The sequence below is a fragment of the Saccharopolyspora thermophila genome (assembly GCF_014646075.1).
Classification (GTDB): Bacteria; Actinomycetota; Actinomycetes; order Mycobacteriales; family Pseudonocardiaceae; genus Saccharopolyspora; species Saccharopolyspora thermophila.
Window position 1 is genome coordinate 50,311 of the sequence record NZ_BMMT01000012.1, and the last position, 21,269, is coordinate 71,579.

General features: G+C 71.6%; 19 protein-coding genes. 5 read left to right on the forward strand and 14 right to left on the reverse strand.

Features of this window, described 5'->3' with window-relative positions:
* Window positions 1–97: 97 nt before the first annotated feature.
* Together IEY17_RS16955 and IEY17_RS16960 are read right to left on the reverse strand one after the other, a co-directional pair.
* Window positions 98–1,534, reverse strand: a complete 1,437-nt coding sequence (locus IEY17_RS16955; RefSeq protein ID WP_188988857.1) for an Nramp family divalent metal transporter — start codon at window positions 1,532–1,534, stop codon at window positions 98–100.
* 137 nt (window positions 1,535–1,671) lie between these two features.
* The gene (locus IEY17_RS16960; RefSeq protein WP_188988859.1) at window positions 1,672–2,583 is read right to left on the reverse strand and encodes a hypothetical protein; all 912 of its coding nucleotides are present in this window, start codon (window positions 2,581–2,583) and stop codon (window positions 1,672–1,674) included.
* Window positions 2,584–2,796: 213 nt separating this feature from the next.
* On the opposite strand from IEY17_RS16960, the gene IEY17_RS16965 reads away from it, so the two are divergent.
* Together IEY17_RS16965 and IEY17_RS16970 are read left to right on the forward strand one after the other, a co-directional pair.
* The gene (locus tag IEY17_RS16965; RefSeq protein ID WP_188988861.1) at window positions 2,797–3,219 is read left to right on the forward strand and encodes a helix-turn-helix domain-containing protein; all 423 of its coding nucleotides are present in this window, start codon (window positions 2,797–2,799) and stop codon (window positions 3,217–3,219) included.
* 62 nt (window positions 3,220–3,281) lie between these two features.
* Window positions 3,282–4,277: an LLM class flavin-dependent oxidoreductase gene (locus IEY17_RS16970; protein ID WP_188988863.1), complete on the forward strand. Its 996-nt coding sequence runs from the start codon at window positions 3,282–3,284 to the stop codon at window positions 4,275–4,277.
* Window positions 4,278–4,343: 66 nt separating this feature from the next.
* Here IEY17_RS16970 and IEY17_RS16975 read toward each other — a convergent pair whose 3' ends face one another.
* The 4 genes from IEY17_RS16975 to IEY17_RS16990 all read right to left on the reverse strand — a co-directional run bounded on the left by IEY17_RS16975 (window position 4,344) and on the right by IEY17_RS16990 (window position 9,458).
* Window positions 4,344–4,985, reverse strand: coding sequence for a hypothetical protein (locus tag IEY17_RS16975; protein WP_373289895.1), 642 nt, complete (start codon window positions 4,983–4,985; stop codon window positions 4,344–4,346).
* A 294-nt stretch (window positions 4,986–5,279) separates the two neighbouring features.
* Window positions 5,280–5,873 (reverse strand): protoglobin domain-containing protein, encoded by a 594-nt coding sequence (locus IEY17_RS16980; RefSeq protein WP_188988865.1) that lies wholly within the window; start codon window positions 5,871–5,873, stop codon window positions 5,280–5,282.
* A gap of 79 nt (window positions 5,874–5,952) precedes the next feature.
* Window positions 5,953–7,044, reverse strand: coding sequence for an acetate/propionate family kinase (locus IEY17_RS16985; protein ID WP_188988868.1), 1,092 nt, complete (start codon window positions 7,042–7,044; stop codon window positions 5,953–5,955).
* Window positions 7,041–9,458 carry a phosphoketolase family protein gene (locus tag IEY17_RS16990; RefSeq protein ID WP_188988870.1) on the reverse strand — a complete coding sequence of 806 codons (2,418 nt, stop codon included), beginning with the start codon at window positions 9,456–9,458 and terminating at the stop codon, window positions 7,041–7,043. Before IEY17_RS16990 ends, IEY17_RS16985 begins: the two co-directional genes overlap by 4 nt.
* Window positions 9,459–9,620: 162 nt before the next feature.
* Here IEY17_RS16990 and IEY17_RS16995 point away from each other — a divergent pair, with 162 nt between their 5' ends.
* Entirely contained in the window at window positions 9,621–9,869 is a 249-nt protein-coding gene (locus IEY17_RS16995) for a cell division protein SepF (RefSeq protein WP_188988872.1), read from the forward strand.
* Here the strand turns inward: IEY17_RS16995 and IEY17_RS17000 are convergent.
* From IEY17_RS17000 to IEY17_RS17020, 5 genes are all read right to left on the reverse strand, one after another.
* Window positions 9,847–10,902 carry a Gfo/Idh/MocA family protein gene (locus IEY17_RS17000; protein WP_188988874.1) on the reverse strand — a complete coding sequence of 352 codons (1,056 nt, stop codon included), beginning with the start codon at window positions 10,900–10,902 and terminating at the stop codon, window positions 9,847–9,849. The two genes, IEY17_RS16995 and IEY17_RS17000, sit on opposite strands and share 23 nt — an antisense overlap.
* 43 nt (window positions 10,903–10,945) lie before the next feature.
* The gene (locus IEY17_RS17005; protein ID WP_188988876.1) at window positions 10,946–11,638 is read right to left on the reverse strand and encodes a response regulator; all 693 of its coding nucleotides are present in this window, start codon (window positions 11,636–11,638) and stop codon (window positions 10,946–10,948) included.
* 37 nt (window positions 11,639–11,675) lie between these two features.
* A complete protein-coding gene (locus tag IEY17_RS17010; RefSeq protein WP_188988878.1) occupies window positions 11,676–12,911 on the reverse strand; it encodes a sensor histidine kinase in 1,236 nt (411 codons plus the stop codon).
* Between the two features lie 250 nt (window positions 12,912–13,161).
* Window positions 13,162–13,791 (reverse strand): MBL fold metallo-hydrolase, encoded by a 630-nt coding sequence (locus IEY17_RS17015; protein ID WP_188988880.1) that lies wholly within the window; start codon window positions 13,789–13,791, stop codon window positions 13,162–13,164.
* Window positions 13,791–14,909: an S-(hydroxymethyl)mycothiol dehydrogenase gene (locus IEY17_RS17020; RefSeq protein ID WP_188989072.1), complete on the reverse strand. Its 1,119-nt coding sequence runs from the start codon at window positions 14,907–14,909 to the stop codon at window positions 13,791–13,793. Before IEY17_RS17020 ends, IEY17_RS17015 begins: the two co-directional genes overlap by 1 nt.
* 121 nt (window positions 14,910–15,030) lie before the next feature.
* Here IEY17_RS17020 and IEY17_RS17025 point away from each other — a divergent pair, with 121 nt between their 5' ends.
* The gene (locus IEY17_RS17025; RefSeq protein ID WP_188988882.1) at window positions 15,031–15,837 is read left to right on the forward strand and encodes an SAM-dependent methyltransferase; all 807 of its coding nucleotides are present in this window, start codon (window positions 15,031–15,033) and stop codon (window positions 15,835–15,837) included.
* A 63-nt stretch (window positions 15,838–15,900) separates the two neighbouring features.
* On the opposite strand, the gene IEY17_RS17030 is transcribed toward IEY17_RS17025, so the two are convergent.
* Entirely contained in the window at window positions 15,901–17,070 is a 1,170-nt protein-coding gene (locus tag IEY17_RS17030) for an MFS transporter (protein ID WP_229680249.1), read from the reverse strand.
* 189 nt (window positions 17,071–17,259) lie between these two features.
* Between IEY17_RS17030 and IEY17_RS17035 the strand changes: the two genes are divergently transcribed.
* On the forward strand, window positions 17,260–18,723 hold the full coding sequence (locus IEY17_RS17035; protein WP_188988884.1) for an amidase: 1,464 nt from the start codon (window positions 17,260–17,262) through the stop codon (window positions 18,721–18,723).
* Between the two features lie 153 nt (window positions 18,724–18,876).
* On the opposite strand, the gene IEY17_RS17040 is transcribed toward IEY17_RS17035, so the two are convergent.
* Both IEY17_RS17040 and IEY17_RS17045 read right to left on the reverse strand, forming a co-directional pair.
* Entirely contained in the window at window positions 18,877–20,070 is a 1,194-nt protein-coding gene (locus tag IEY17_RS17040) for an acyl-CoA dehydrogenase family protein (protein ID WP_188988886.1), read from the reverse strand.
* Window positions 20,067–21,248: a CaiB/BaiF CoA transferase family protein gene (locus tag IEY17_RS17045; RefSeq protein ID WP_188988888.1), complete on the reverse strand. Its 1,182-nt coding sequence runs from the start codon at window positions 21,246–21,248 to the stop codon at window positions 20,067–20,069. Before IEY17_RS17045 ends, IEY17_RS17040 begins: the two co-directional genes overlap by 4 nt.
* Between the last annotated feature and the right edge of the window lie 21 nt (window positions 21,249–21,269).

Sequence of the window (21,269 nt, forward strand, 5' to 3'; positions counted from 1 at the left end):
CCCGGTCCGGCGGAGCCTCCGACCCGCGCGGCCGGAGGCTTCTCCGTCTCCGGCCCACCTCTCACGTGCCCAGCGCTCCCAACGGGCCCTTCCCGGCTCAGCCGAGGAGCTTGTCGAGCTGTTGGTACACCGTCAGGACCGCCATGATGCCGAACAGCAGGATCGACCAGACCAGGGCCACCAGGCGAAAACCGCGGACCCGGATCTGCTCCGGCAGCATCCTGCGGTTGATCACGATCAGCAGGCCGGAGTACAGGAACATCATGGCGCCGCCGGTGCACGCCGCGATCGTCGCCAGCAGCAGCGGCTGGCCGAGCCCGGCGATGACGACGATCGTGCCGATGAGCACCAGGCCCCACACCAAGCCCGCGTAGATCTTGCTTTCCGAGGCGTTCGGGAAGTACGTCGTCTTCAGCACGTCGGCGGCCAGCCGGCTGGTGTAGTCGACGATGCCCAGCGCCGCGGTGAACATCGAGAACGCGCCCACGATCCAGAAGAAGTAGCCGAACCACGTCCCGGCCTGCGCCATCATCCGCTCGCCCTCGACGCGCAGGAACGACACGTTGTTGGACAGGCCGCTGCTGCCGAAGACCGTGGCGTAGGCCAGCAACGACATGAACACGATGGACAGGAACGTGATGAGCACGAACGTCACCAACTGCTCCTTGCTGGCGAAGCGCCACCACACCCGCCAGCGCGCCAGGTTCTCGTCGGTGGCCGGGAAGATGAACCCAGCCTGGCCACGGGCCTCCACCTCGCCGGTCAGCGGCGAGACGATCTTCGGCACGTAGCGGCCCATGCCGAAGCCCTTGTCACGGATCCAGTTGCTCTGCACCAGGTTCTGCCCACCGCCGGCACCGGCGAACGCCAGTGCCCCCATCAGAAGGGCGAAGCCCAGTTCGGCGGCCGGGAATCCCGGCTGCGTCACCACCTTCGGCAGACCCGCCCACGCGTCGGCGCCGATGACGAACAGCGCTGCGACCACGATGAGCAGCAGGACCGCCGCGACCTTGAGCATCTGCGCGCGCTCCAGCGCGGTGTAGACCGCGGGCGCCAGGGTCAGGATCAGCGCCACCACGACCAGGATCACGACGCTGATCACCGGGACGCTGCCGCCGAACGCGTACGACGCCAGGGTCGCCGAACTGGTCGCCCAGGCCGGCCACAGGTTGGCGAAGTAGCACATGATCGCGAACACCAGGCCCCAGTGCTTCCACAGCCGGCTGAATCCGGTGACCGCGGTTTCCCCGGTCGCCAGCGTGTAGCGCTCGATCTCCATGTTCAGGAAGTACTGCGTCACCAGACCGAGCAGCGCGGCCCAGACGAACGTCAGCCCGACCTGCGAGGTGATGTACGGGAACAGGATGAACTCACCGCTGGCCAGGCCGACGCCCGCGGCGACGATGCCGGGGCCGATCAATCGCCATTGCCTGCTGGGTGGTTCGGGCAGGTCGGCGACCTGCGGGCGCGGGATGTGCTTGTCCGGGAATGCTTCCGCCGGTCCGGTAAGGCTCGCTTCGTTGCGGTTGGCCATGGGGACCCCTCGTTCGTCGCTGGCGGGTCGGACCGGTCCCCGCGGTGTTGCGTACCACCACCTGGCGACCGGCGCGCACACGGTAAGTCACCGAACGCGCGGGTCGGAGAATCGTGACCTTTTCGTCGCAGACGCGGTCAGCGCTTGCGCACGTCGGCCCGCTTGAGCCGTTCCGCGACCGCTTCGCGGTCCCGCTGCGCGCGTTCTTGGCTCTGCCGCGCCGCTTTCGCCTGGCGTCGCAGTTCGCGCAGTTCGTCGTCCACCTGCTCGAGTTCCGCCCGCAGCCGCGCGCGGCGTTGCTCGGCTTCGCGCTGCGCGCGCTCGATCTTCTCGACCGCGTCCGCAGCCTCGCCGAGCTGCTGGTCGCTGCACTTCAGCCGCGTGCGGAGCTCCCGCACGACCGCGCTGCGCTCGTCCCGCTCGCGCTTTTCGTTGGCGCGCCGTTCCCGATCCCGCTGCACACGCCGTTCCCGCTCGGCGGTGCGGGCCCCGGCTTCCACCGTCGCGCGCCGGTCGCGTTCGGCTCGCGCGGGTGCTGTGGTCGCGCTGCGCCGGACGGCGACCAAGGACAGTTCGTCGAGCCCGAACCCGCTGTATGTCAGGGGTTTCGCCAGGGTGCCCGCGCGCACCGCTTGTCCGGCTTCGGGTTCGGACAGGGCGGCGGTGAGGGTCTGCTCGACCTGGTCGCGCACCGCGTCGGCCAGCGGGTGGCCGCGTTCCCGCGCGAGATCCGCGGCCCGGTCGGTGAGTGCGCGCAGCAGCCGGGTGCGGTCGGCGGCCAGGGTGCGCAGTTCGTCGCCGCGCAGTTCGCGTTGCGCGGCGCGCATCCGGTCGCCGAGGTCGAGCAGCTCGTCGAGGCCGCGCGGTTCGTGCGCGGCGAGCAGGTTCACCGCCCACGCCGCGGTCGTGGGTTTGCGGAGCTTGCGGATCGAAGCGGCGAGTTCCTCGTCCCCGCTGTCGCGGGCGGCAGCGGCCTGCCGGTCCCGTTCGGAGACGAAGTCGGCCGGGTCGGTGCCGTACAGCTCGCGGGCCACGTCCTGCAACTCCACCGGCCCAACGTGCCACGCGGTTCCGGTCGCCGCGAGGCGGCTCGGGGCTACCGGCACACCCCCACGTGCCGGTGCCCCCTCCGGCGCGCCGCATACAGCTGTTGACGGCGGGATCAGTACTGTAAACACACAGCCTACAACGCTGTCAACACCGGTTGACACGTGGTAGGAATGGCCGATCCACCGTTGGCAGCTGCGTTTCGGGGGGCAGCCATGGACGGACGTGACAGCAGAACCTTCGCCGAGCGCCTGCGGCATCTGATCAAAACCGTGCATCCGGCCGACCGCGGGCCCTACAGCTACCGGGAGGTCGAGGCCGGCATCAGGGACCACCCAGGGGCGGTGACCGCCGCCTACGTGCAGCAGCTCGCCTCCGGCAAGCAGCCGAACCCGCGCAAGCACACCATCGAGGCCCTGGCGGCGTTCTTCGGGGTGCCCGTCGCCTACTTCTTCGACGACGCGGTGGCGCAGCGGGTCGACGCGCAGCTCAGCGAGCTGGTCGACTGGCGCAACACCGAGGCCGGGGAGCTGATGCAGCGCCTGACCCGGTTGAGCCCGGGGCACCGCGAGGCGGTGGCGGCGATGATCGATCACCTGGCGGCCTGCGAACGCCGGGCCGGGCGGCGCTGCGGCTGATCGTCGGCAGTCGCGCTCGTCACTGCCCGGAATCCCGCCGCGGGCCGGGCGTTGACCCAGATGTGACTGCACGGTTGTCGGTGCTGGACCGCTCGCACCTCTCCCAGGGTCGGAGCCCGCAGCAGGCGTTGCGCGACACCGTCCGGTTCGCGCAGGAGGTCGAGGCCCTCGGCTACCACCGGTTCTGGGTGGCCGAGCATCACGGCGTGCCCGGGGTCGCCGGGTCGGCGCCGACCGTGCTGGCCGCCGCTGTCGCCGCCGCGACCAGCCGCATCCGGGTCGGCACCGGGGGCGTGATGCTGCCCAACCACCAGCCGCTGGTGGTCGCCGAGCAGTTCGGGGTGCTGGGGTCGCTCTTCCCCGGCCGCATCGACGTCGGGCTCGGCCGCTCGGTCGGGTTCACCAGCGGTATCCGGCGGGCGCTCGGGCGGGACAAGGACGCCGCCGACGGGTTCGGTGACCAGCTGGCCGAACTGCTCGGTTACCTGGTGGGGCGGCCGGAGGCGCACCCCGGGGTGCACGCGGTCGCCGCCGAGGGCGTGCCACTGCCGGTGTTCGTGCTGGCCACCGGGTCGGGTGCGGACCTCGCCGCCGAGTTCGGCCTGCCCCTGGTGATCGCCGCGGTGCGCGGCGACGAGCGGATGGCGCGCACCATCGACGCCTACCGAGCGGGTTTCCGGCCCTCGGCGTGGGCTGACGAGCCGTACGTGATCGTCGCCAAGTCGGTCGCGGTGGCCGACACCGCGGAGCGGGCGCGGCGGCTGCTGGTGCCGGAGGCGTGGGCGCTGGCGCAGTCGCGGACACGCGGCGAGTTCCCGCCGCTGGAGCCGCCGGAGCAGGTGCTGGCGCGGGAGATGTCCGACCGCGAGCGCGCCGAGTTCGAACGCGCGTTGCAGGGCCACGTGTACGGCACCCCGCACGAGGTGGCGCTCGCGCTGAAGGCCCTGCATGATCGGACCGGCGCCGACGAGCTGCTGGTGACGACGACGGCCCACGACCCGCGGGACCGGCTGGCGTCCTACCGTGCCCTCGCCGAACTCACCGGGATCTCCGCCTGACCGCCGCGCAACCCCCACACCTCGACGACCCGCGCCGAGCTGGTGCGGGGTGCCTCGCCTCGGGAGTCACGGGGAGATGCCGCGACGAAGGTGGCCCGGAAGGTGGTGGCGGCGGTCCACGTCGCGGCGGCGGCTGGAATACAGTTGCCAGGGCACGCTGACCACCATCACGCCCGGTTCGAAGCGCAGCCGCCACGTCAGGCGCAGCGAGCTCTGGTTGTGCAGGAGGTTCTCCCACCAGCGGCCCACCACGTACTCCGGGATGTAGACGCACACCAGGTCGCGCGGGCTCTCCCGGCGGATCCGCTTGATGTGATCGACGACCGGCCGGGTGATCTCCCGGTACGGCGACTCGACGACCTTCAGCGGCACGTCGATGTCGTGGCGCTCCCACTCGGCGCGCAGCACGTGCGTGTCGGCGTCGTCGACGTTGACGGTCAGCGCGGTCAGGGTGTCCGGCCGGTTGGCCTTGGCGAACGCCAGCGCCCGCAGCGTCGGCTTGTGCACTGTGGACACCAGGACCACCGCGTGCACCCGGCTGGGCAGGGTGATTCCGCCGTCCTCCAGCTCCAGTTCGCGGCGCACCTGCCCGTAGTGCCGGTGAATGCCGCGCATCAGCAGGAACAGCAGCGGTATCGCGATCACCACCAGGTAGACGCCGTGGCTGAACTTGGTGGCCCGCACCACCACGAGCACGACTGCGGTCATGACCACGCCGAAGGCGTTGACCAGCCGCCACCCACGGGGTCAGGTGCAGCACGGCGAGCCCGCCGAGGGAGAGGATCAGCAGGATCTCCTGCGTGGCGTAGGTGACCGAGGACAGTGGGTCGCTGGCGAAGATCGGGAGCGCCAGCCGTTTCGGCAGCAGCGTCTGCCCGAGCCGGTCGCTGCGAATGGGCCGCCCCAGCACCCACCGCTTGATCATCTGCCCGGCGGACGCCACTCCCACAGGCTAGGCGCGTTCCCGCGCGCGCACCCTGGGTCGCCGCGCGTCCGGCCGGATCACCAGGCGTTCTCCCGCACGTACGGCCGGCTCCACAGCGCGACCTCCAGGGTGACCGCCTTGAGCCACGCCCGGTGCATGCGTTCGATGTCGTCCTGGCCGTGGCCCTTGCGCGCCAGGAACGGCCGGGTGGTTTCCGTGATCGGGAAGATGAAGGCGATGAGGTGGCGCAGCGGAACCTGGTCGACGGCGTCGACGTGGTCGGTCTGGTCCTTCTTCGCCTTCGTGTGGCGCAGTGCGATCTCCTGCTGGTAGTCCAGCCACGTCTGGTCGTGAGGCCGCCGGCAGGTGTCGAGGATCCACTGCTCGAACCGCGGCCGGACCCGCTCCAGGTATGTCGGGTCCGGTGCACCGCCCGGTGGGGCGAAGTAGGCGGCCAGGTGCGGATGCGACGCGACGTAGTCGTACCAGGTGGCCACGACGTCACTGACCTGGTCGGCGAGAACGTCGCCGACCATGCGCAACGCCTCGTCGTCCTCCGCCGTCCACAGCAGCGTCTGCTTCAGCTCGTCGAGCTCGGCCATCGTGACCGGCGAGTGCGCCACCTGCGGCTCGCCGTAGGTGTACCCGGGGATGGTGCTTGCCGTGCTCATGGGAACTCCCCTGCTCGCGGTTCCGGAACGCTTTGGGCATACCCCGCGGCCGCGGCGTTCCCACCCGGCGCGCGGGCGCTCACCGCCCGCGGGTGAGCGCGGCGGTGGTCTGGCGGGCGATCTCCCGGTCCTCGCGGGCCTCGACGACGACCGTGCGCACCGTCGCGCCCGGGATGCTGATGTCGGCGTCCCCGGACGCCTGCGCGTTGCGCGTCGGGTCCACGGTCACACCAGCGAACTCCAGCGCCTCACCCACGGCGGCGCGCACCGGCGGTTGGTGCTCGCCGATCCCTCCGGTGAACACCAGCAGGTCCACGCCGCCGAGCACCGCGGCCATGGCCCCGGCGTGCCGGACGAGGCTGTGCCGGTACACGTCGAAGGCCACCGCCGCATCCGCATCACCGTTGTCGCGTGCCGCGAGCACATCCCGCAGATCACCGGAAACGCCGGACAAGCCGAGCAACCCGGAGCGCTTCGTCAATGTCTCGAACAGCTCCGGCGGCGCAACGGCCTTCGCGGTCAGCAACCAGCCGAGCAGCCCCGGGTCCACCGAGCCGCTGCGGGTGTTCATCACCAGCCCTTCCTCCGGGGTGAAGCCCATCGTGGTGTCCACGCAACGGCCCTCCAGCACCGCCGCCATCGACGCGCCCGCGCCGAGGTGGCAGGACAGCACCCGGCCCCACCCCGGCGGCAGGCCCGCCACCTCGGCACCACGCACCACCGCGTAGGAGTGCGACAACCCGTGGAATCCGTAGCGGCGCAACGACCACGCGCGGTTCCACTCCCGGGGCAGCGCGTAGGTCGACGCCCCGACGGGGAGCCGGGCGTGGAAGGCGGTGTCCACGCACGCCACCGAGGGCGTGCCCGGCGCGGCGGCGCGGGCCGCGCGCAGCCCGGCGAGCGCGCGGGGCTGGTGCAGCGGGGCCAGGTCGGTCAGCGACGCGAGGTAGTTCAGCACCGCGTCGTCGACGACCGTCGCGTCGACGACGCGGGGGCCGCCGTGCACCACCCGGTGCCCGATCGCGTCAGCCCCGTGCTCGTCGAGGAAGCGCCGGATCGGCTCGGCCGCGCCGTCCCACCGCTCCAGCACATCCGCGGCGACCGCCTCGCCGTCGTCGAGCAGCGACAGTTTCAGGCTGCTGGACCCGGCGTTGACCGCCAGCACCCTCATCGCGCCGACCAGACCCAGTCCCGGACCTGCGGCATGTCCTCGCCGTGGGTGGTCACGTACTCCCGGTGCTCGATCAGCTCGCTCCGCAACGCCTCCCGCGTGTAGGCGGCGCGCGGGCCCAGCCTCGGCACCCGGTCGATCACGTCAATGGCCAGGTTGAACCGGTCGATCTGGTTGAGCACGCACATGTCGAACGGCGTCGTGGTGGTGCCCTCCTCCTTGTAGCCGCGCACGTGGATGTTGCCGTGGTTGTGCCGCCGGTAGGTCAACCGGTGAATCAGTGACGGGTAGCCGTGGTAGGCGAAGATCACCGGGCGGTCGCGGGTGAACAGGCTGTCGAAGTCGGCGTCGGACAGCCCGTGCGGGTGCTCCCGCTCGTCCTGCAGCCGCATCAGGTCCACCACGTTCACCACCCGCATCCGCAGGTCCGGGAACTCCTGGCGGAGCCGGTCCACCGCGGCCAGCGTCTCCATCGTCGGCACGTCCCCGGCGCAGGCCAGCACCACGTCCGGGTCACCGTCCTGGTCGGTGCTGGCCCAGTCCCAGATGCCGATCCCCTTGGTGCAGTGCACCACCGCCGCGTCCATGTCCAGGTACTGCGGCTCGGGCTGCTTGCCGGCCACCACGACGTTGATGTAGTCGCGGCTGCGCAGGCAGTGGTCGACCACCGACAGCAGCGTGTTCGCGTCCGGCGGCAGGTAGACCCGCACCAGCTCGGCCTTCTTGTTCACCACGTGGTCGATGAATCCGGGATCCTGGTGGGAGAACCCGTTGTGGTCCTGCCGCCACACGTGCGAGGTCAGCAGGTAGTTCAGCGACGCGATCGGCGCCCGCCAGGACAACCGGTTGCTGACCTTCAGCCACTTCGCGTGCTGGTTGACCATCGAGTCCACGATGTGCGCGAATGCCTCGTAGCAGGAGAAGAAGCCGTGCCGGCCGGTCAGCAGGTAGCCCTCCAGCCAGCCCTGGCAGGTGTGCTCGGACAGGATCTCCATCACCCGCCCGCCGGGGGCCAGCGCGTCGTCGCCGGGCTCGGTGTCGGCGACCCAGGCGCGCGGCGTGGCCTCCAGCACCGCGTTGAGCCGGTTGGAGTTGTTCTCGTCGGGGGCGAACACCCGGAAGTTGCGGGCCTCGGCGTTGCTCCGCAACACGTCCCGCAGGTACTCGCCGAGCACCCTGGTGGCTTCGGCCGTGATCACGCCCGGCTCGTCGACGGACACCGCGTAGTCGCGGAAGTCCGGCAGCCGCAGCGCCCGCAGGAGCAGACCGCCGTTGGCGTGCGGGTTGTCGCTCATCCGCCGGGTGCCCGTCGGGTTGTGGTCCCTGATGCGCTGCACCGGTGCGCCGTTGCCGTCGAACAGCGCCGACGGTTCGTAGCTGCGCAGCCAGGACTCCAGCAGCGCCAGGTGTTCCGGGTTGTGCCGGGGGTCGCTGATCGGGACCTGGTGGGACCGCCAGGAGCCCTCGACCTGCAGGCCGTCGACGACGGTGGGGCCGGTCCAGCCCTTCGGGGTGCGCAGCACGATCATCGGCCAGCGCGGGCGCGGCGCCAGGCCGTCGCGGCGGGCCCGCCGCTGGACCGCGTGAATCTCGTCCAGGCAGCGGTCCAGCGTGGCGGCGAACAGGTGGTGCATCGGCTCCGGTTCGGCACCCGACACCAGGTAGGGCTCGTAGCCGTAGCCGCGCAGCATGCTCATCAGCTCGTTCTCGGGGATGCGCGCGAGCACCGCCGGGTTGGCGATCTTGTAGCCGTTGAGGTGCAGAATCGGCAGCACCGCGCCGTCGGTGGCCGGGTCGAGGAACGTGGTGGAGTGCCAGCTGGTGGCCAGCGGTCCGGTCTCGGCCTCGCCGTCGCCGACCACGCACGCCACCACGAGGTCGGGGTTGTCGAAGGCGGCGCCGAACGCGTGCGAGAGCGAGTAGCCGAGTTCGCCGCCCTCGTGGATCGAGCCGGGTGTCTCGGGCGCGACGTGGCTGGGGATGCCGCCGGGGAAGGAGAACTGGGTGACCAGGCGGCGCAGTCCCGCGTAGTCCTGCGCCACATCCGGGTAGACCTCGCTGTAGGTGCCCTCCAGCCAGGCCGCGGCCACCAGCCCGGGCCCGCCGTGGCCGGGCCCGATCACATACATCATGTCCAGGTCGCGTTCCCGGATGACCCGGTTGAGGTGGGCGTAGACGAAGGTCAGCCCCGGTGTGGTGCCCCAGTGGCCGAGCAGCCGCGGCTTGATGTGCTCGGGGCGCAGCGGTTCCCGCAGCAGCGGGTTGTCCATCAGGTAGATCTGCCCGACGGAGAGGTAGTTCGCGGCCCGCCACCACAGTTGCAGGCCGTCCAGTTCCGGTCGGCTCAGGTGCTCGGCGACCGCCGGGCCGGTGGTCCACGTGGTGTCCGCGGTGGTGCTGATGTCGCGCGTCATCGGCCTCTCCCAAGCTCGTGGGCCCGTCCTTCAGCGTGGTGGGCACTGGCGACCGCGCAACTCGGCGGAACACCCCCTGCACCGGAACCGCAGCTACCGGTGCTGCCGGCGGGCCGGGTTCGCGCGAGTTGCCTTGCCGGCCCGGCCGGTCACACTGGAGCGGTGGTCAAGACACTGCACCCACGGGAGTACGCCGACGTCTACCACGTCGGCGACTACTACCGGCAGGGCAACGCCGTTGTCATGGATCTGACGGGTATGTCCAGCGCCGAGGCGACGCAGATCGTCGACTTCGCCGCGGGGTTGGTCGTCGGCCGCGGCGGCGACATGGACCGCATCGCGCCCCGGGTGTTCCTGCTGCTGCCACCCGGGATGCGGCGCCAGGACGTCAGATCAGACGCTCGACGGTGATCTCCGCCGCCGCGCGGCGGGCCGCCGCGATCACGTCGAGGGCCGCCACCGCGTCCGCCGGGTCCACCGGCGGCGGTGCCCCGTCCCGCAGGCAGGCCACCACGCCGTCGTAGAAGTCCTGGTAGGCGCCTGGTTCGCTGGGAATGCGGCGGGTGTCGGCACCGACGCCCAGTTCACCCCAGTCCTCCTCCGGCTCGCGACCCCAGCCCGCGTCGCGCGGCGTGCCGCCCGCGCGCAGGGCCGCCTCCTGCGGGTCGACGCCGTGCTTGGTGAACGTTGCGCGGTCGCCGAGCACCCGGAACCGCGGGCCCGACCGGGCCGCCAGTTTGCTCATCCACAGGTGCGACCGCACCCCGTTGGTGTGGGTGAGCGCGACGAACGTGTCGTCGTCCGCGCCCACCCCAGGGCGGCGGCAGTCGATCTCGGCATAGACCGTCGCCACCGGTCCGAACAGCTGGAGAGCCTGGTCGATCAGGTGGCTGCCCAGGTCGTAGAGGATGCCCGCGACGTCCTCGGCGCCGCCGGAGTCACGCCAGGTCGGCTTCGGGGTCGGCGACCACCGCTCGAACCGCGACTCGAAGCGGTGCACCCGCCCCAGCTCACCGGAGTCCAGCAGCTTGCGCACGGTGCGGATGTCACTGTCCCACCGCCGGTTCTGGAACACCGTGAGCATCTGCCCGGCGCGGCGGGCGTGCTCGATCAACCGCCGCCCCTCGTGGGCCGTGGGCGTGAACGGCTTGTCGACCACCACCGGCAGACCCGCGTCCAGCGCGGCGGTCGCCAGCTCCACGTGGGTCCGGTTCGGACTGGCGACCACCACGACGTCGAGTTCGCGGTGCAGCAGCGCGTCCATGTCGTCGACGACGGCGGCGCCTGGGTGATCGGCGCGCACCTGCTGCTGGCGCTCCGGGTTGGCGGTGACCACGGCGGTCAGCTCCAACTGGGGATGCGCGGCGATGAGTGGCGCGTGGAAGATCGCGCCACCGACGCCGTAGCCGACCAGTCCGACACGCAGCGGGGCGGAAGAGTTCATGACCCCATTAGACCGCGGTGCCGTGATCGGCCTGCGGAACCGGTCAGGCCGAAGCGCGCCGCGGCCGGGCGTTTTCCTGGCCGGGGGAGATCAGACCGGTCTCATATGCCATGATCACCAGCTGGGTGCGCGAGCTGAGGTGCAGCTTCTGCATCACGTGGTAGAGGTGCGACTTGACGGTCAGCTCCGCCAACCCGAGGTTGCGGGCGATCTCGGCGTTCGACCCGCCGCGCGCCACCTCCAAAAGCACGTCCAGCTCCCGCTCGGTGAGCACGCTGAGTTCGCTGCGGGCATCGCGCACCCCGAGGGCGGCGAAGCGCTGTAACAGCCGCTTGGTCACCCGCGGCGCCAGCAGCGCCTCCCCCGCGGCGACCGTGTGCACCGCCTTGACCAGCTCCTCCGGGGTGGCGTCCTTGAGCAGGAACCCGCTGGCTCCCGCGCGCAGCGCGGCGTAGACGTACTCGTCGAGGTCGTGCACGGTGAGCATGATCACCGCGGTTTCGCCGCCGGTCTCGGCGATGATCTCGTGGGTCGCGGTGATGCCGTCCTTGCCCGGCATGCGCACGTCCATCAGCACCACGTCGGGGCGTCGGCGGCGCACCGCGGCGACCGCCGCGTCGCCGTCTGCGGCTTCGGCGAGCACCCGCAGACCCGATTCGGCGGACAGCAGCGCCACCAGTCCCGCGCGAATCATCGCCTGATCGTCGGCTACCAGGACTGTCGTGTCCGTTCCCAAGCCGGGCCTCCTTGGTCCGGGCGGCCCGAATTTCGGCTCAGGCCAGGTCCGAATTGTCGCCGCACGGTAACACGGCTTCAAGATGAAATCCGTTCAGAATCGGGTGTGCCGTCAAGGTTCCGCCCAGCAGCGCAACGCGTTCCCGCAGGCCGATCAGCCCGTGACCCGACTGTTGGGAGACCGGCCGCGCCGCCACTCCGCTGACCTGGTTGGTCACCTCGATCCGCAGCGCGGTGGGCCCGTAGTCCAGCAGCACCCGCGCCTGCCCGGCGCCGGCGTGCTTGAGCACGTTGGTCATCGCCTCCTGCACGATCCGGTAGGCGGTCATCTCCACGCCCGGGCCGAGCTCGCGCACCTGGCCGCGCCGGTCCAGCTGCCACGTCACCTGCCCGCCGCGCACCGAGTCGACCAGCGCGTCGACCCGGTCCAGGGTGGGCGTCGGCTGCCAGTCGTCCGGGTCGTCGCTCGCGGCGTTGCGGTCGCGCAGCGCGGCCAGCAGCTTGCGCATCTCGCCCAGCGCCCCGCGGGAGCTCTGCTCCAGCTCCTGCAACGTCTGCCGGGCGTGCTCGCGATCGCGGTCGATCAGCGCCCGCGCGACACCTGCGCGCAACGCCACCACGGACAGGTTGTGCGAGACGATGTCGTGGAACTCACGGGCGATGCGGGCCCGCTCCACGGCGGCGGCGTCCGCGGCGAGCTGGTCCCGGGCCTGGTCCAGCAGCGCCATGGTCTGCTGGAGCTGCGCCGCGCGCAGCCGCCCCACCCGAATCGCGCGGCCCCACCCGACCACCATGACCAGGTTCACGATCGCGCCGGAGATCCGCAGCAGGCCCTCCACCGGCGTCATCTCGTAGACGATCAGCTCGCTGATCGGGTACGCCATGGCCACCGCCGCGGCGACCGCCGACGCGGTCAGCGAGCCGCGCACGCACACCGAGTAGATCGCGACCAGGATCACCAGGTTGAGCCCGCCGATGCTCAGCTTCAGCGCGGTCAACCCCACGGTGACGGCCAGCAGCGCGCACAGCACCACCCACGGCACGCGCCGCCGCAACAGCAGCAGCGCGGTGGCGGGCACGCTCACCAGCAGCGGCCACCACCACTGCATCCACGACGGGTGATCGTCGATCGACAGGTCGAAGCCGTGCAGCACCGACAGCACGACCACGAAGGCGAGGTCGCCGAGGAACGCCCGGTGTGCGGTCGCCCAGACCAGCAGACCGGCCCGCGACTCCGGCGCAGCAGCGGCCCGGCCAAGTGCGTGATCGACCATCGAACCTGCCCTAGAAGAACGCTGCCGACGACCGCACCCCGCGATCCCCGGACATCATGCCCATCCGCGCCGCTGCCCCCGTGGTCGGGTGCTGCGGACGCCGTGCTTCGGGGATGGGCGACGTCCGCAGCACCCGCCCGCCACCGGATCCGCGCGCCGGCGGGGGCAACAAGATCGTGTCCCAGAACGCCGACGTCGATCATCCGGCGAAAGTCGTAGCGCCAGATCCGCCTTGTCGCCTGGAGGCGTTCTAGTAGCCGCGGGCGACCCACTCGTCGAACTGGCCGCGGACCGCACCGATCGTGGTCGACTCGCCGTGGCCAGGCCGCACCTCGGTGTCCTCCGGCAGCGGCAGCAGCCGGTCCCGGATGGACGCCACGATCACGTCGAAGTCCGAGAAGGACCGGCCGGTGGCACCCGGGCCCCCGGCGAACAGGGTGTCGCCGGTGAACACCACGCCCAGCTCGGGGACGTGCACGCAGACCGCGCCCGGCGCGTGGCCAGGCGTGTGCAGCACCCGCAGCTGCGCGCCGCCGACCTCGATGATCTGGCCGTCGGCGAGGTCCCGGTCCGGTGCGCGGTCGGGGTGCGTGAGGTCCCACAGCACCCGGTCGTCGGGGTGCAGCAGGATCGGCGCGCCGACCGCGTCCGCCAGCTCCGGGGCCGTGCGCACGTGGTCGTCGTGGGCGTGCGTGCACAGCACGGCGAGCACCCGGCGGTCTCCGACCAGCTCGCGGATGGCGGCCGCGTCGTGCGGCGCGTCGATCACCACGCACTCGTGCTCATCGCCGACCACCCAGGCGTTGTTGTCCACGTCGAACGTCTGGCCGTCCAGCGAGAAGGTGCCCGAGGTGACCGTGTGGTCGATGCGCAGCGCCATCAGAAGACCACCACCGAACGCAACACCTCACCGCGGTGCATCTTCCCGAACGCCTCCTCCACCTGGTCCAGCGCGATCTCTTCGGTGACGAACTTCTCCAGCGGCAGGCGGCCCTGCTGGTGCAGCTCGATGAGCATCGGGAAGTCCCGCTCCGGCAGGCAGTCGCCGTACCAGCTGGATTTCACCGCCCCACCACGGCCGAACACGTCCAGCAGCGGCAGCTCCAGCTTCATCTCCGGGGTGGGCACGCCGACGAGCACCACGGTGCCCGCCAGGTCCCGCGCGTAGAACGCCTGCCGGAACGTCTCCGGGCGGCCGACCGCGTCGATCACCAGGTCGGCGCCGAACCCGTCGGTGAGCTCGCGGATGGCCTCGACGGTGTCGGCCTCGGCGGCGTTGACGGTGTGCGTGGCGCCGAACTGGCGGGCCCACTCCAGCTTCTTCGGGTCGGTGTCCACCGCGATGATCCGGCGCGCCCCGGCCATGTTGGCCCCCGCGATCGCCCCGTCGCCCACACCGCCGCAGCCGATCACCGCGACGGTGTCCCCCGGACCGGCCGCGCCGGTGTTGACCGCCGCCCCGATCCCGGCCATCACGCCGCAACCGAGCAGCCCCGCCACCGCCGGGCGCGCCGCCGGGTCGACCTTCGTGCACTGCCCCGCGTGCACCAGCGTCTTCTCCGCGAACGCACCGATGCCCAGCGCGGGCGACAGCGGCGTGCCGTCGGACAGCGTCATCGGCTGCGCGGCGTTGTGCGTGTTGAAGCAGTACCACGGGCGTCCCCGCCTGCACGCCCGGCACAGGCCGCACACCGCGCGCCAGTTGAGGATCACGAAGTCACCGGGCTGCACGTTCTGGACGCCGTCGCCGACCTCCTCCACCACCCCGGCGGCCTCGTGGCCGAGCAGGAACGGGTAGTCGTCGCTGATCCCGCCCTCACGGTAGTGCAGGTCCGTGTGGCAGACCCCGCACGCCCGCACCCGCACGACGGCCTCGCCCGGCCCGGGGTCCGGGACGTTGATCTGCACCACCTCGACGGGATTCCCCCTGCCGGTCGCCACCACCGCGCGGACGTCGGTCACGGGCACCTCCTGGATGTCGTCGGAATCGGAAAACATCGTCATATGCGCCGGTCACCATCAGCAAGCGCACTCGCGGCTGGTGCCGGACACCCCAAGGAGAACACGAAGGGTGAAATGACGGCTACTGTACGATTCCGGGAGGAGGGGGAGGACGAGCATGGTCGACACGCCTACCCCGGCGTCGCGGGAGATGGACATCGACCGGCCCTGCGCCGCGCGGATCTACGACGCGTTCCTCGGCGGCGGCCACAACCTCGGCAGCGAGCGCAGCTTCGCGGAGCGGCTGGAACGCGCCCTCCCCGGCGTCGGGGAGGTCTACCGGGAGAACCGGGCGTTCGTGCGGCGCGCCGTGGAGTTCCTGCTGGCCCGGGGCGTGCGGCAGTTCCTCGACCTGGGCTCGGGCATCCCCACCATCGGCCACGTGCACGAGGTGGCGCGGCGGCGGACCCGCGACTTCCGGGTGCTGTACGTCGACAACGAGCCGTTGACCGTGGCGCACAGCAGGCCGCTGCTGGCCGGGGAGCCGCGCGCGGAGTTCATTCAGGCCGACTGCCGGGACCCGAAGTCGGTGCTGCACGCCCCGGAGGCGGTCGAGCTGATCGACCTCGACGAGCCGGTCGGGCTACTGATGACAGCGGTGTTCCACTTCGTGCCGGACTCCGACGACCCGCTCGGGCTGGCCGGGACGTACCGGGACGCGCTGGTCCCCGGCAGCTATCTGGTCGTCTCGCACCTGACGGACAGCCACGACCCGGACGCCGCGCGCACCCTGGCGACGCTCTACCAGGAGACCGCGGACCCGCTGTACCCGCGCGACGCGGCGTGGGTCGCGAGCCTGTTCGGCGACTTCCAGGTCATGCCGCCCGGGCCCACCTACCTGTCGCGCTGGCGCCCGGACCCCGACCAGTCCGCCGCGCAGCACCGCTACCACCTGCTCTACGGCGGAGTCGCCCGCAAACCCTGAGCGATGCCGCGGCAAACGGGACGCCGACGGGCACGCGCCGCCCAGCAGCGGCAACGCGGCGGGTCAGCGGCGGACGAACAGCAGGAGGACCCCGGCGACGATCGCGGCCGCGCCCGCCGCGAGCCAGGCCACTGCCAGGCCCGCGTGCTCGGCGAACACGCCGAACAGCAGCGGCCCGAGGCTGCCGCCCAGGTAGACGCCGGTCTGGGTGAAGGAGGTCGCGCTGGCCACGCGGTCCGGGGCGATCTTGGCGACCGCGAAGTTGAGCAGCCCGGGCCAGGCCCAGCCCGCACCGAACCCGACGGCCACCCCGATCAGCAACACCGCGGGCGAGTCGACCGCCATCAGCCCGAAGCCGAGGGAACCGACAAGCAGCATCGCGGTGATCACCCGCACCAGGTTCGGCTCGCGGCGGTCGGCCAGCACGCCCGCGAGCAGCCGGATGCACAGCCCCGCCGCGGACCCCAGCGACAGCACCAGTCCCGCGGCCGCCTGGCTGAACCCGACCTCCACCGCCGTGGTGGTGACGAAGGCACCGAGCGCGTTGGCGGCGGCCGAGCCGAGCCCGCCGGAGATCGCGATCAGCAGCAGGGCGCCACGAGCCGACGCCGCGGACCGCGCGCCGCCGGCTCGCGAGTCGGACCGCTCGGCGTCGGGCAGCCGCGGCACCCCGGCGGCGGCGAGGAGGCCGAGCAGCGCGGCGATCACGAAAACCCAGCGCCAGCCGACGGTCAGCGCGATGGACGGCACGGCGATCCCGGCCAGCAGGGTGGCGGCCGGAATGGACGACTGCTTGACCCCGAACCCCATGCCGCGCCGCCGCGCCGGGATGCCCTGCGCGATGAGCAGGTTGGAGGCGGGCTGCGCCAGCGAGTTGGGCAGCCCGGCCACCCACAGCAGCCCGATCAGCCACGGGGCGTCCGGGGCGGCGGCCATGCCGAACAGGCACGCGGAGCTGCCCAGCGCACCCAGCCGCATGCCGAGCCGGGCGCCGATCTTCTCCACCAGCCAGCCCATCGTGCGGGAGGACAGCGAGGCCACGCCGAAGAACCCGGCCGCGCCGACCCCCAGCAACGCGGCGCCGAACCCCAGGTCGTGCCGCAGCTGCACGCCGAGCCCGCCGACGAGGAACACCGGGAACACCCCGACGGTGACCACCGCGGCCACCGACGACAGTACGCGCGGCGTCCCGGCGGTCCGCGGTCGCCGTCCGGCGAGCGCCACTACGGACATCACGCCTCCTCGCCGCACGTTCAGTGTGGTGGTCTTACCAGCGTGGGAACCCGGCGAGTTTTTAGCAACGCTAACGTGACGCACGCCTCGGTCGATCCCCTGATGCAGGCACGGCCGTCGAACGCGGGTTGACGCCGGTTCGCCGAGGCGCAAAAGTCGAACAGAGTTGATCTACGGCAGGAGGACAGCGTGTCCGTGGCACCCGGTTCCGGACTTCCCGCTTCGCAGATTCCTGACCTGGTGCTCCTGGACGCGGTCGAGCTCTCCTGGCTGATCCGCCGCCGGGAGGTCAGCTGCGTCGAGGTGCTGGAAACCTTCCTGGCGCACATCGACCGGTTCAACCCGGCGGTCAACGCCATCGTCTCGCGCGCCGACGAGGCCAAGCTGCTGGACCAGGCCCGGCAGCGCGACCACGAACTCGACCGCGGCGACCACCTCGGCTGGATGCACGGGTTCCCGATCGCGGTCAAGGACCTCTCCGACGCCGGGGGCTTCCCGACCACCAAGGGCTCGCCGATCCTGACCGAGCAGATCGCCACGGCCGACGCCCTGCACGTACGCCGGATGCGCGACGCGGGCGCGATCGTCATCGGCAAGACCAACGTGCCCGAGTTCGGCCTCGGCTCGCACACCTTCAACCCCGTTTTCGGCACGACGCGCAACGCCTACGACACCTCGCGCAGCGCGGGCGGCAGCAGCGGCGGGGCCGGGGCGGCGCTGGCCCTGCGGATGCTGCCGGTCGCCGACGGCAGCGACTTCATGGGGTCGCTGCGCAACCCGGCCGCCTGGGGCAACCTCGTGTCACTGCGGCCCAGCTTCGGGCGCATCCCCGACGAGGGCTTCCTCGCCTCGCTCTCGGTGGTCGGCCCCATGGGGCGGACGGTGCGTGATGTGGCCATGCTGCTGTCGACCATGGCCGGACCGGACGACCGCGCACCACTGAGCGTCGAGCAGGACCCGGAGCTGTTCACCGGCCGCCTGGAACGCGACTTCAGCGGCACCCGGATCGGCTGGCTCGGCGACTTCGACGGCTACCTGGCCACCGAGCCCGGTGTGCTGGAGCTGTGTGCGGAGTCGTTCGGCGCGTTCGCCGAGATCGGCTGCGAGGTGGAGCCGGTGACCAGGCCGCTACCAATCGAGCGGGCGTGGGAGACGTTCCTGCTGTGGCGCGCGTGGATGGTCGGCCGCGAGCACGCCGACCTGCACGCCGACCCGGCGACCCGGGCACTGCTCAAGCCGGAGGTGGTCTTCGAGATCGAGAGCTACCAGCGGCTGACCACCGACGACATCTCGCGTGCGCTCGACGGGCGCGCCGAGTGGTACGCGGCGGTGGCCGAGCTGTTCGGCGACTACGACTTCCTGCTGGCCCCGAGCGCGCAGGTGTTCCCGTTCGACGCCGACCAGCGGTGGCCGCGGCAGATCGCCGGGCGGGCGATGGACACCTACCACCGCTGGATGGAGGTGGTCGCCCCGTGGACGCTGTCCGGGCTGCCCGTGGTGAACCTGCCGGTCGGGTTCATCGACGCCGGGTTGCCGATGGGTGTGCAGCTGATCGGCCGCAACCACGCGGAGTGGCCGCTGCTCCAGCTTGCCCACGCCTACGAGCGCGCCACCGACTGGCCGCACCGGGTCCTCCCGCCCCTGCTGCGCTAGCCCGTCCGCGAGCGGCGCAACCGCCTGGCCCACGCCCGCGACGCGACCATCCGCGTCGTCCTCCGCGAGGCAGCCGAGCGGTTGCGCCGCTGCACAGATCGAGGACACCGCTCCGGGACCACCCACGCGGAGCCCGGAGCACTCCGGATTCGTTCAGCCACGGAAGGCGGAGTGCCCGGTGAGGGCCTGGCCGATCGTCAACGCGTGCATCTCGCTGGTGCCCTCGTAGGTCAGCACCGACTCCAGGTTCGTCATGTGCCGGATCACCGGGTACTCCAGCGAAATGCCGTTGGCGCCCAGAATGGTCCGCGCGGTGCGGGCCACCTCCAGCGCGCCGCGCACGTTGTCCAGCTTGCCGAAGCTGACCTGCTGCGGGATCAGCTGGCCGGCGTCCTTGCGCCGCCCCAGGTGCAGTGCCAGCAGGCGCCCGTTCTGCACCCGCACCGCCATGTCGGCGAGCTTGCCCTGGGTGAGCTGGAAGGCGCCGATCGGCCGACCGAACTGCTCGCGGGTGGTCGCGTAGTCCAGCGCCGCCTCCAGGCAGCTGCGGGCCGCGCCGACGGCGCCCCAGACGATGCCGTAGCGGGCCTCGTTGAGGCAGGACAGCGGTCCGCGCAGGCCGGTGACCTCCGGCAGCACCGCGTCGCCGGGCAGCCGCACGTCGTCGAGCACCAGCTCGCTGGTCACCGACGCGCGCAGCGACAGCTTGTGCTTGATCTCCGGCGCGGAGAAGCCGGGCGTGTCGGTCGGCACGACGAAACCGCGCACGCCCTCGTCGGTCTTGGCCCACACCACGGCCACCGAGGCGATGCTGCCGTTGGTGATCCACATCTTGCGGCCGTTGAGCACCCAGTCGGAGCCGTCACGACGGGCGACCGTGCGCATCGAGGCCGGGTCCGAGCCGTGGTCGGGTTCGGTCAGCCCGAAGCAACCGATCGCCTCTCCGGCGGCCATCTGCGGCAGCCAGTGCTGCTTGTGTTCCTCCGAACCCCACCGCCAGATGGCGAACATCGCCAGCGACCCCTGCACCGACACCAGCGACCGCAGCCCGGAGTCGCAGGCTTCCAGCTCCTCGCAGGCGATACCGTAGTCCACAGCGGACAGACCGGCGCAGCCGTAGCCCTCCAGGTGCATGCCGAGCACGCCGAGTTTGCCGAGTTCCCGGGCCAGTTCGCGGGCCTGCGGGAACTCGCCGCGCTCGAACCACTCGGCGACGTACGGCTGCACGTGGTCGCGGCACAACGCGCGCACGCTGTCGCGGATCGCGAGCTGTTCCGGGGTGAATTCGGCGTCGATCCCCAACGGATCGCGCGGGTCGAACGCGGGACGGTTTCCACCGGCACTCATCGCGAGTTCCTCCTAGACACGAGCGGGGAAAGCTGCTGCTCGGGATCCTCCAGCCAGGCCAGGACCTCCTTGGTGTGCGCGCCCAGCTCGGGCGGCGGCGTCACCTCGGCGGTGCCGTGGTCGGAGAAGTCGATGGGCATGCGCACCTGCATCGCCGCGCCGCCACCGGGATCGACGATCGGGCTCAGCCCCAGCGACTCGGCGTAGTGCACCGCCCGGGCCAGGTCGTTGACCTGCCCGCACGCGATGCCGACGCCCTGCAGGCGTCGCTGCCAGTCCGCGGCGGTCCGCGCGCCCAGGACGTTCTCCAGCAGCTGCGCCAGTTCCTCGCGGTGGGCGACCCGCTGGGCGTTGGTCGCGAAGCGCGGGTCGTCGGCCAGCCCCACCAGCCCGAGCGCGTCGGTGAGCCTGCGGAACTGGGCGTCGTTGCCGACCGCGACCGCGAGGAAGCCGTCCTCGCAGCGCAGCGCCTCGTACGGCGCGATGCTCGGGTGCCGGTTGCCCATCCGCTGTGGTGCGACGCCGGTGGTCAGCAGGCTGCTCATCTGGTTGGCCAGCGAGCCCAGCAGGCTGGACAGCAGGTTGACCTCGACGTGCTGGCCGCGACCGGTGCGTTCGCGGTGCCGCAGCGCGGCCATGATGCCCAGCGCGGCATCCTTGCCGGTGAGCACGTCGACCACCGCGACGCCGACCTTCATCGGCGGACCATCCGACTCGCCGGTGATGCTCATCAGCCCGCCCAGGGCCTGCACCACGAAGTCGTAGCCGGGCAGGTGCGCGCCCTCCTTGCTGCCGAACCCGGAGATCGACGTGTAGACCAGCCGCGGGTTGAGCTCCTTCGCGCTGTCGTAGTCCAGCCCGTAGCGGGCCAGCGAACCGGGGCGGAAGTTCTCCACCAGCACGTCGGCTCGGCGGACGAGTTCCCGGGCCGCCTGCTGGTCCTGCGGATCGGCGAGGTCGAGGGTGATGCTGCGCTTTCCCCGGTTGACCGACTCGAAGTAGGCCGAGCTGCGCTCCGTCCACGGTGGACCCCACGACCGGGTGTCGTCGCCGCTGCCGGGGCGTTCCACCTTGATCACGGTCGCGCCGAGGTCGGCCAGCAGCATGGTCGCGTACGGGCCCGCCAGCACCCGGCTGAAGTCGGCGACGACCACGCCGTCCATCGGCAGCGTCTGCATGCACCCAACCCTTCCGCGCCG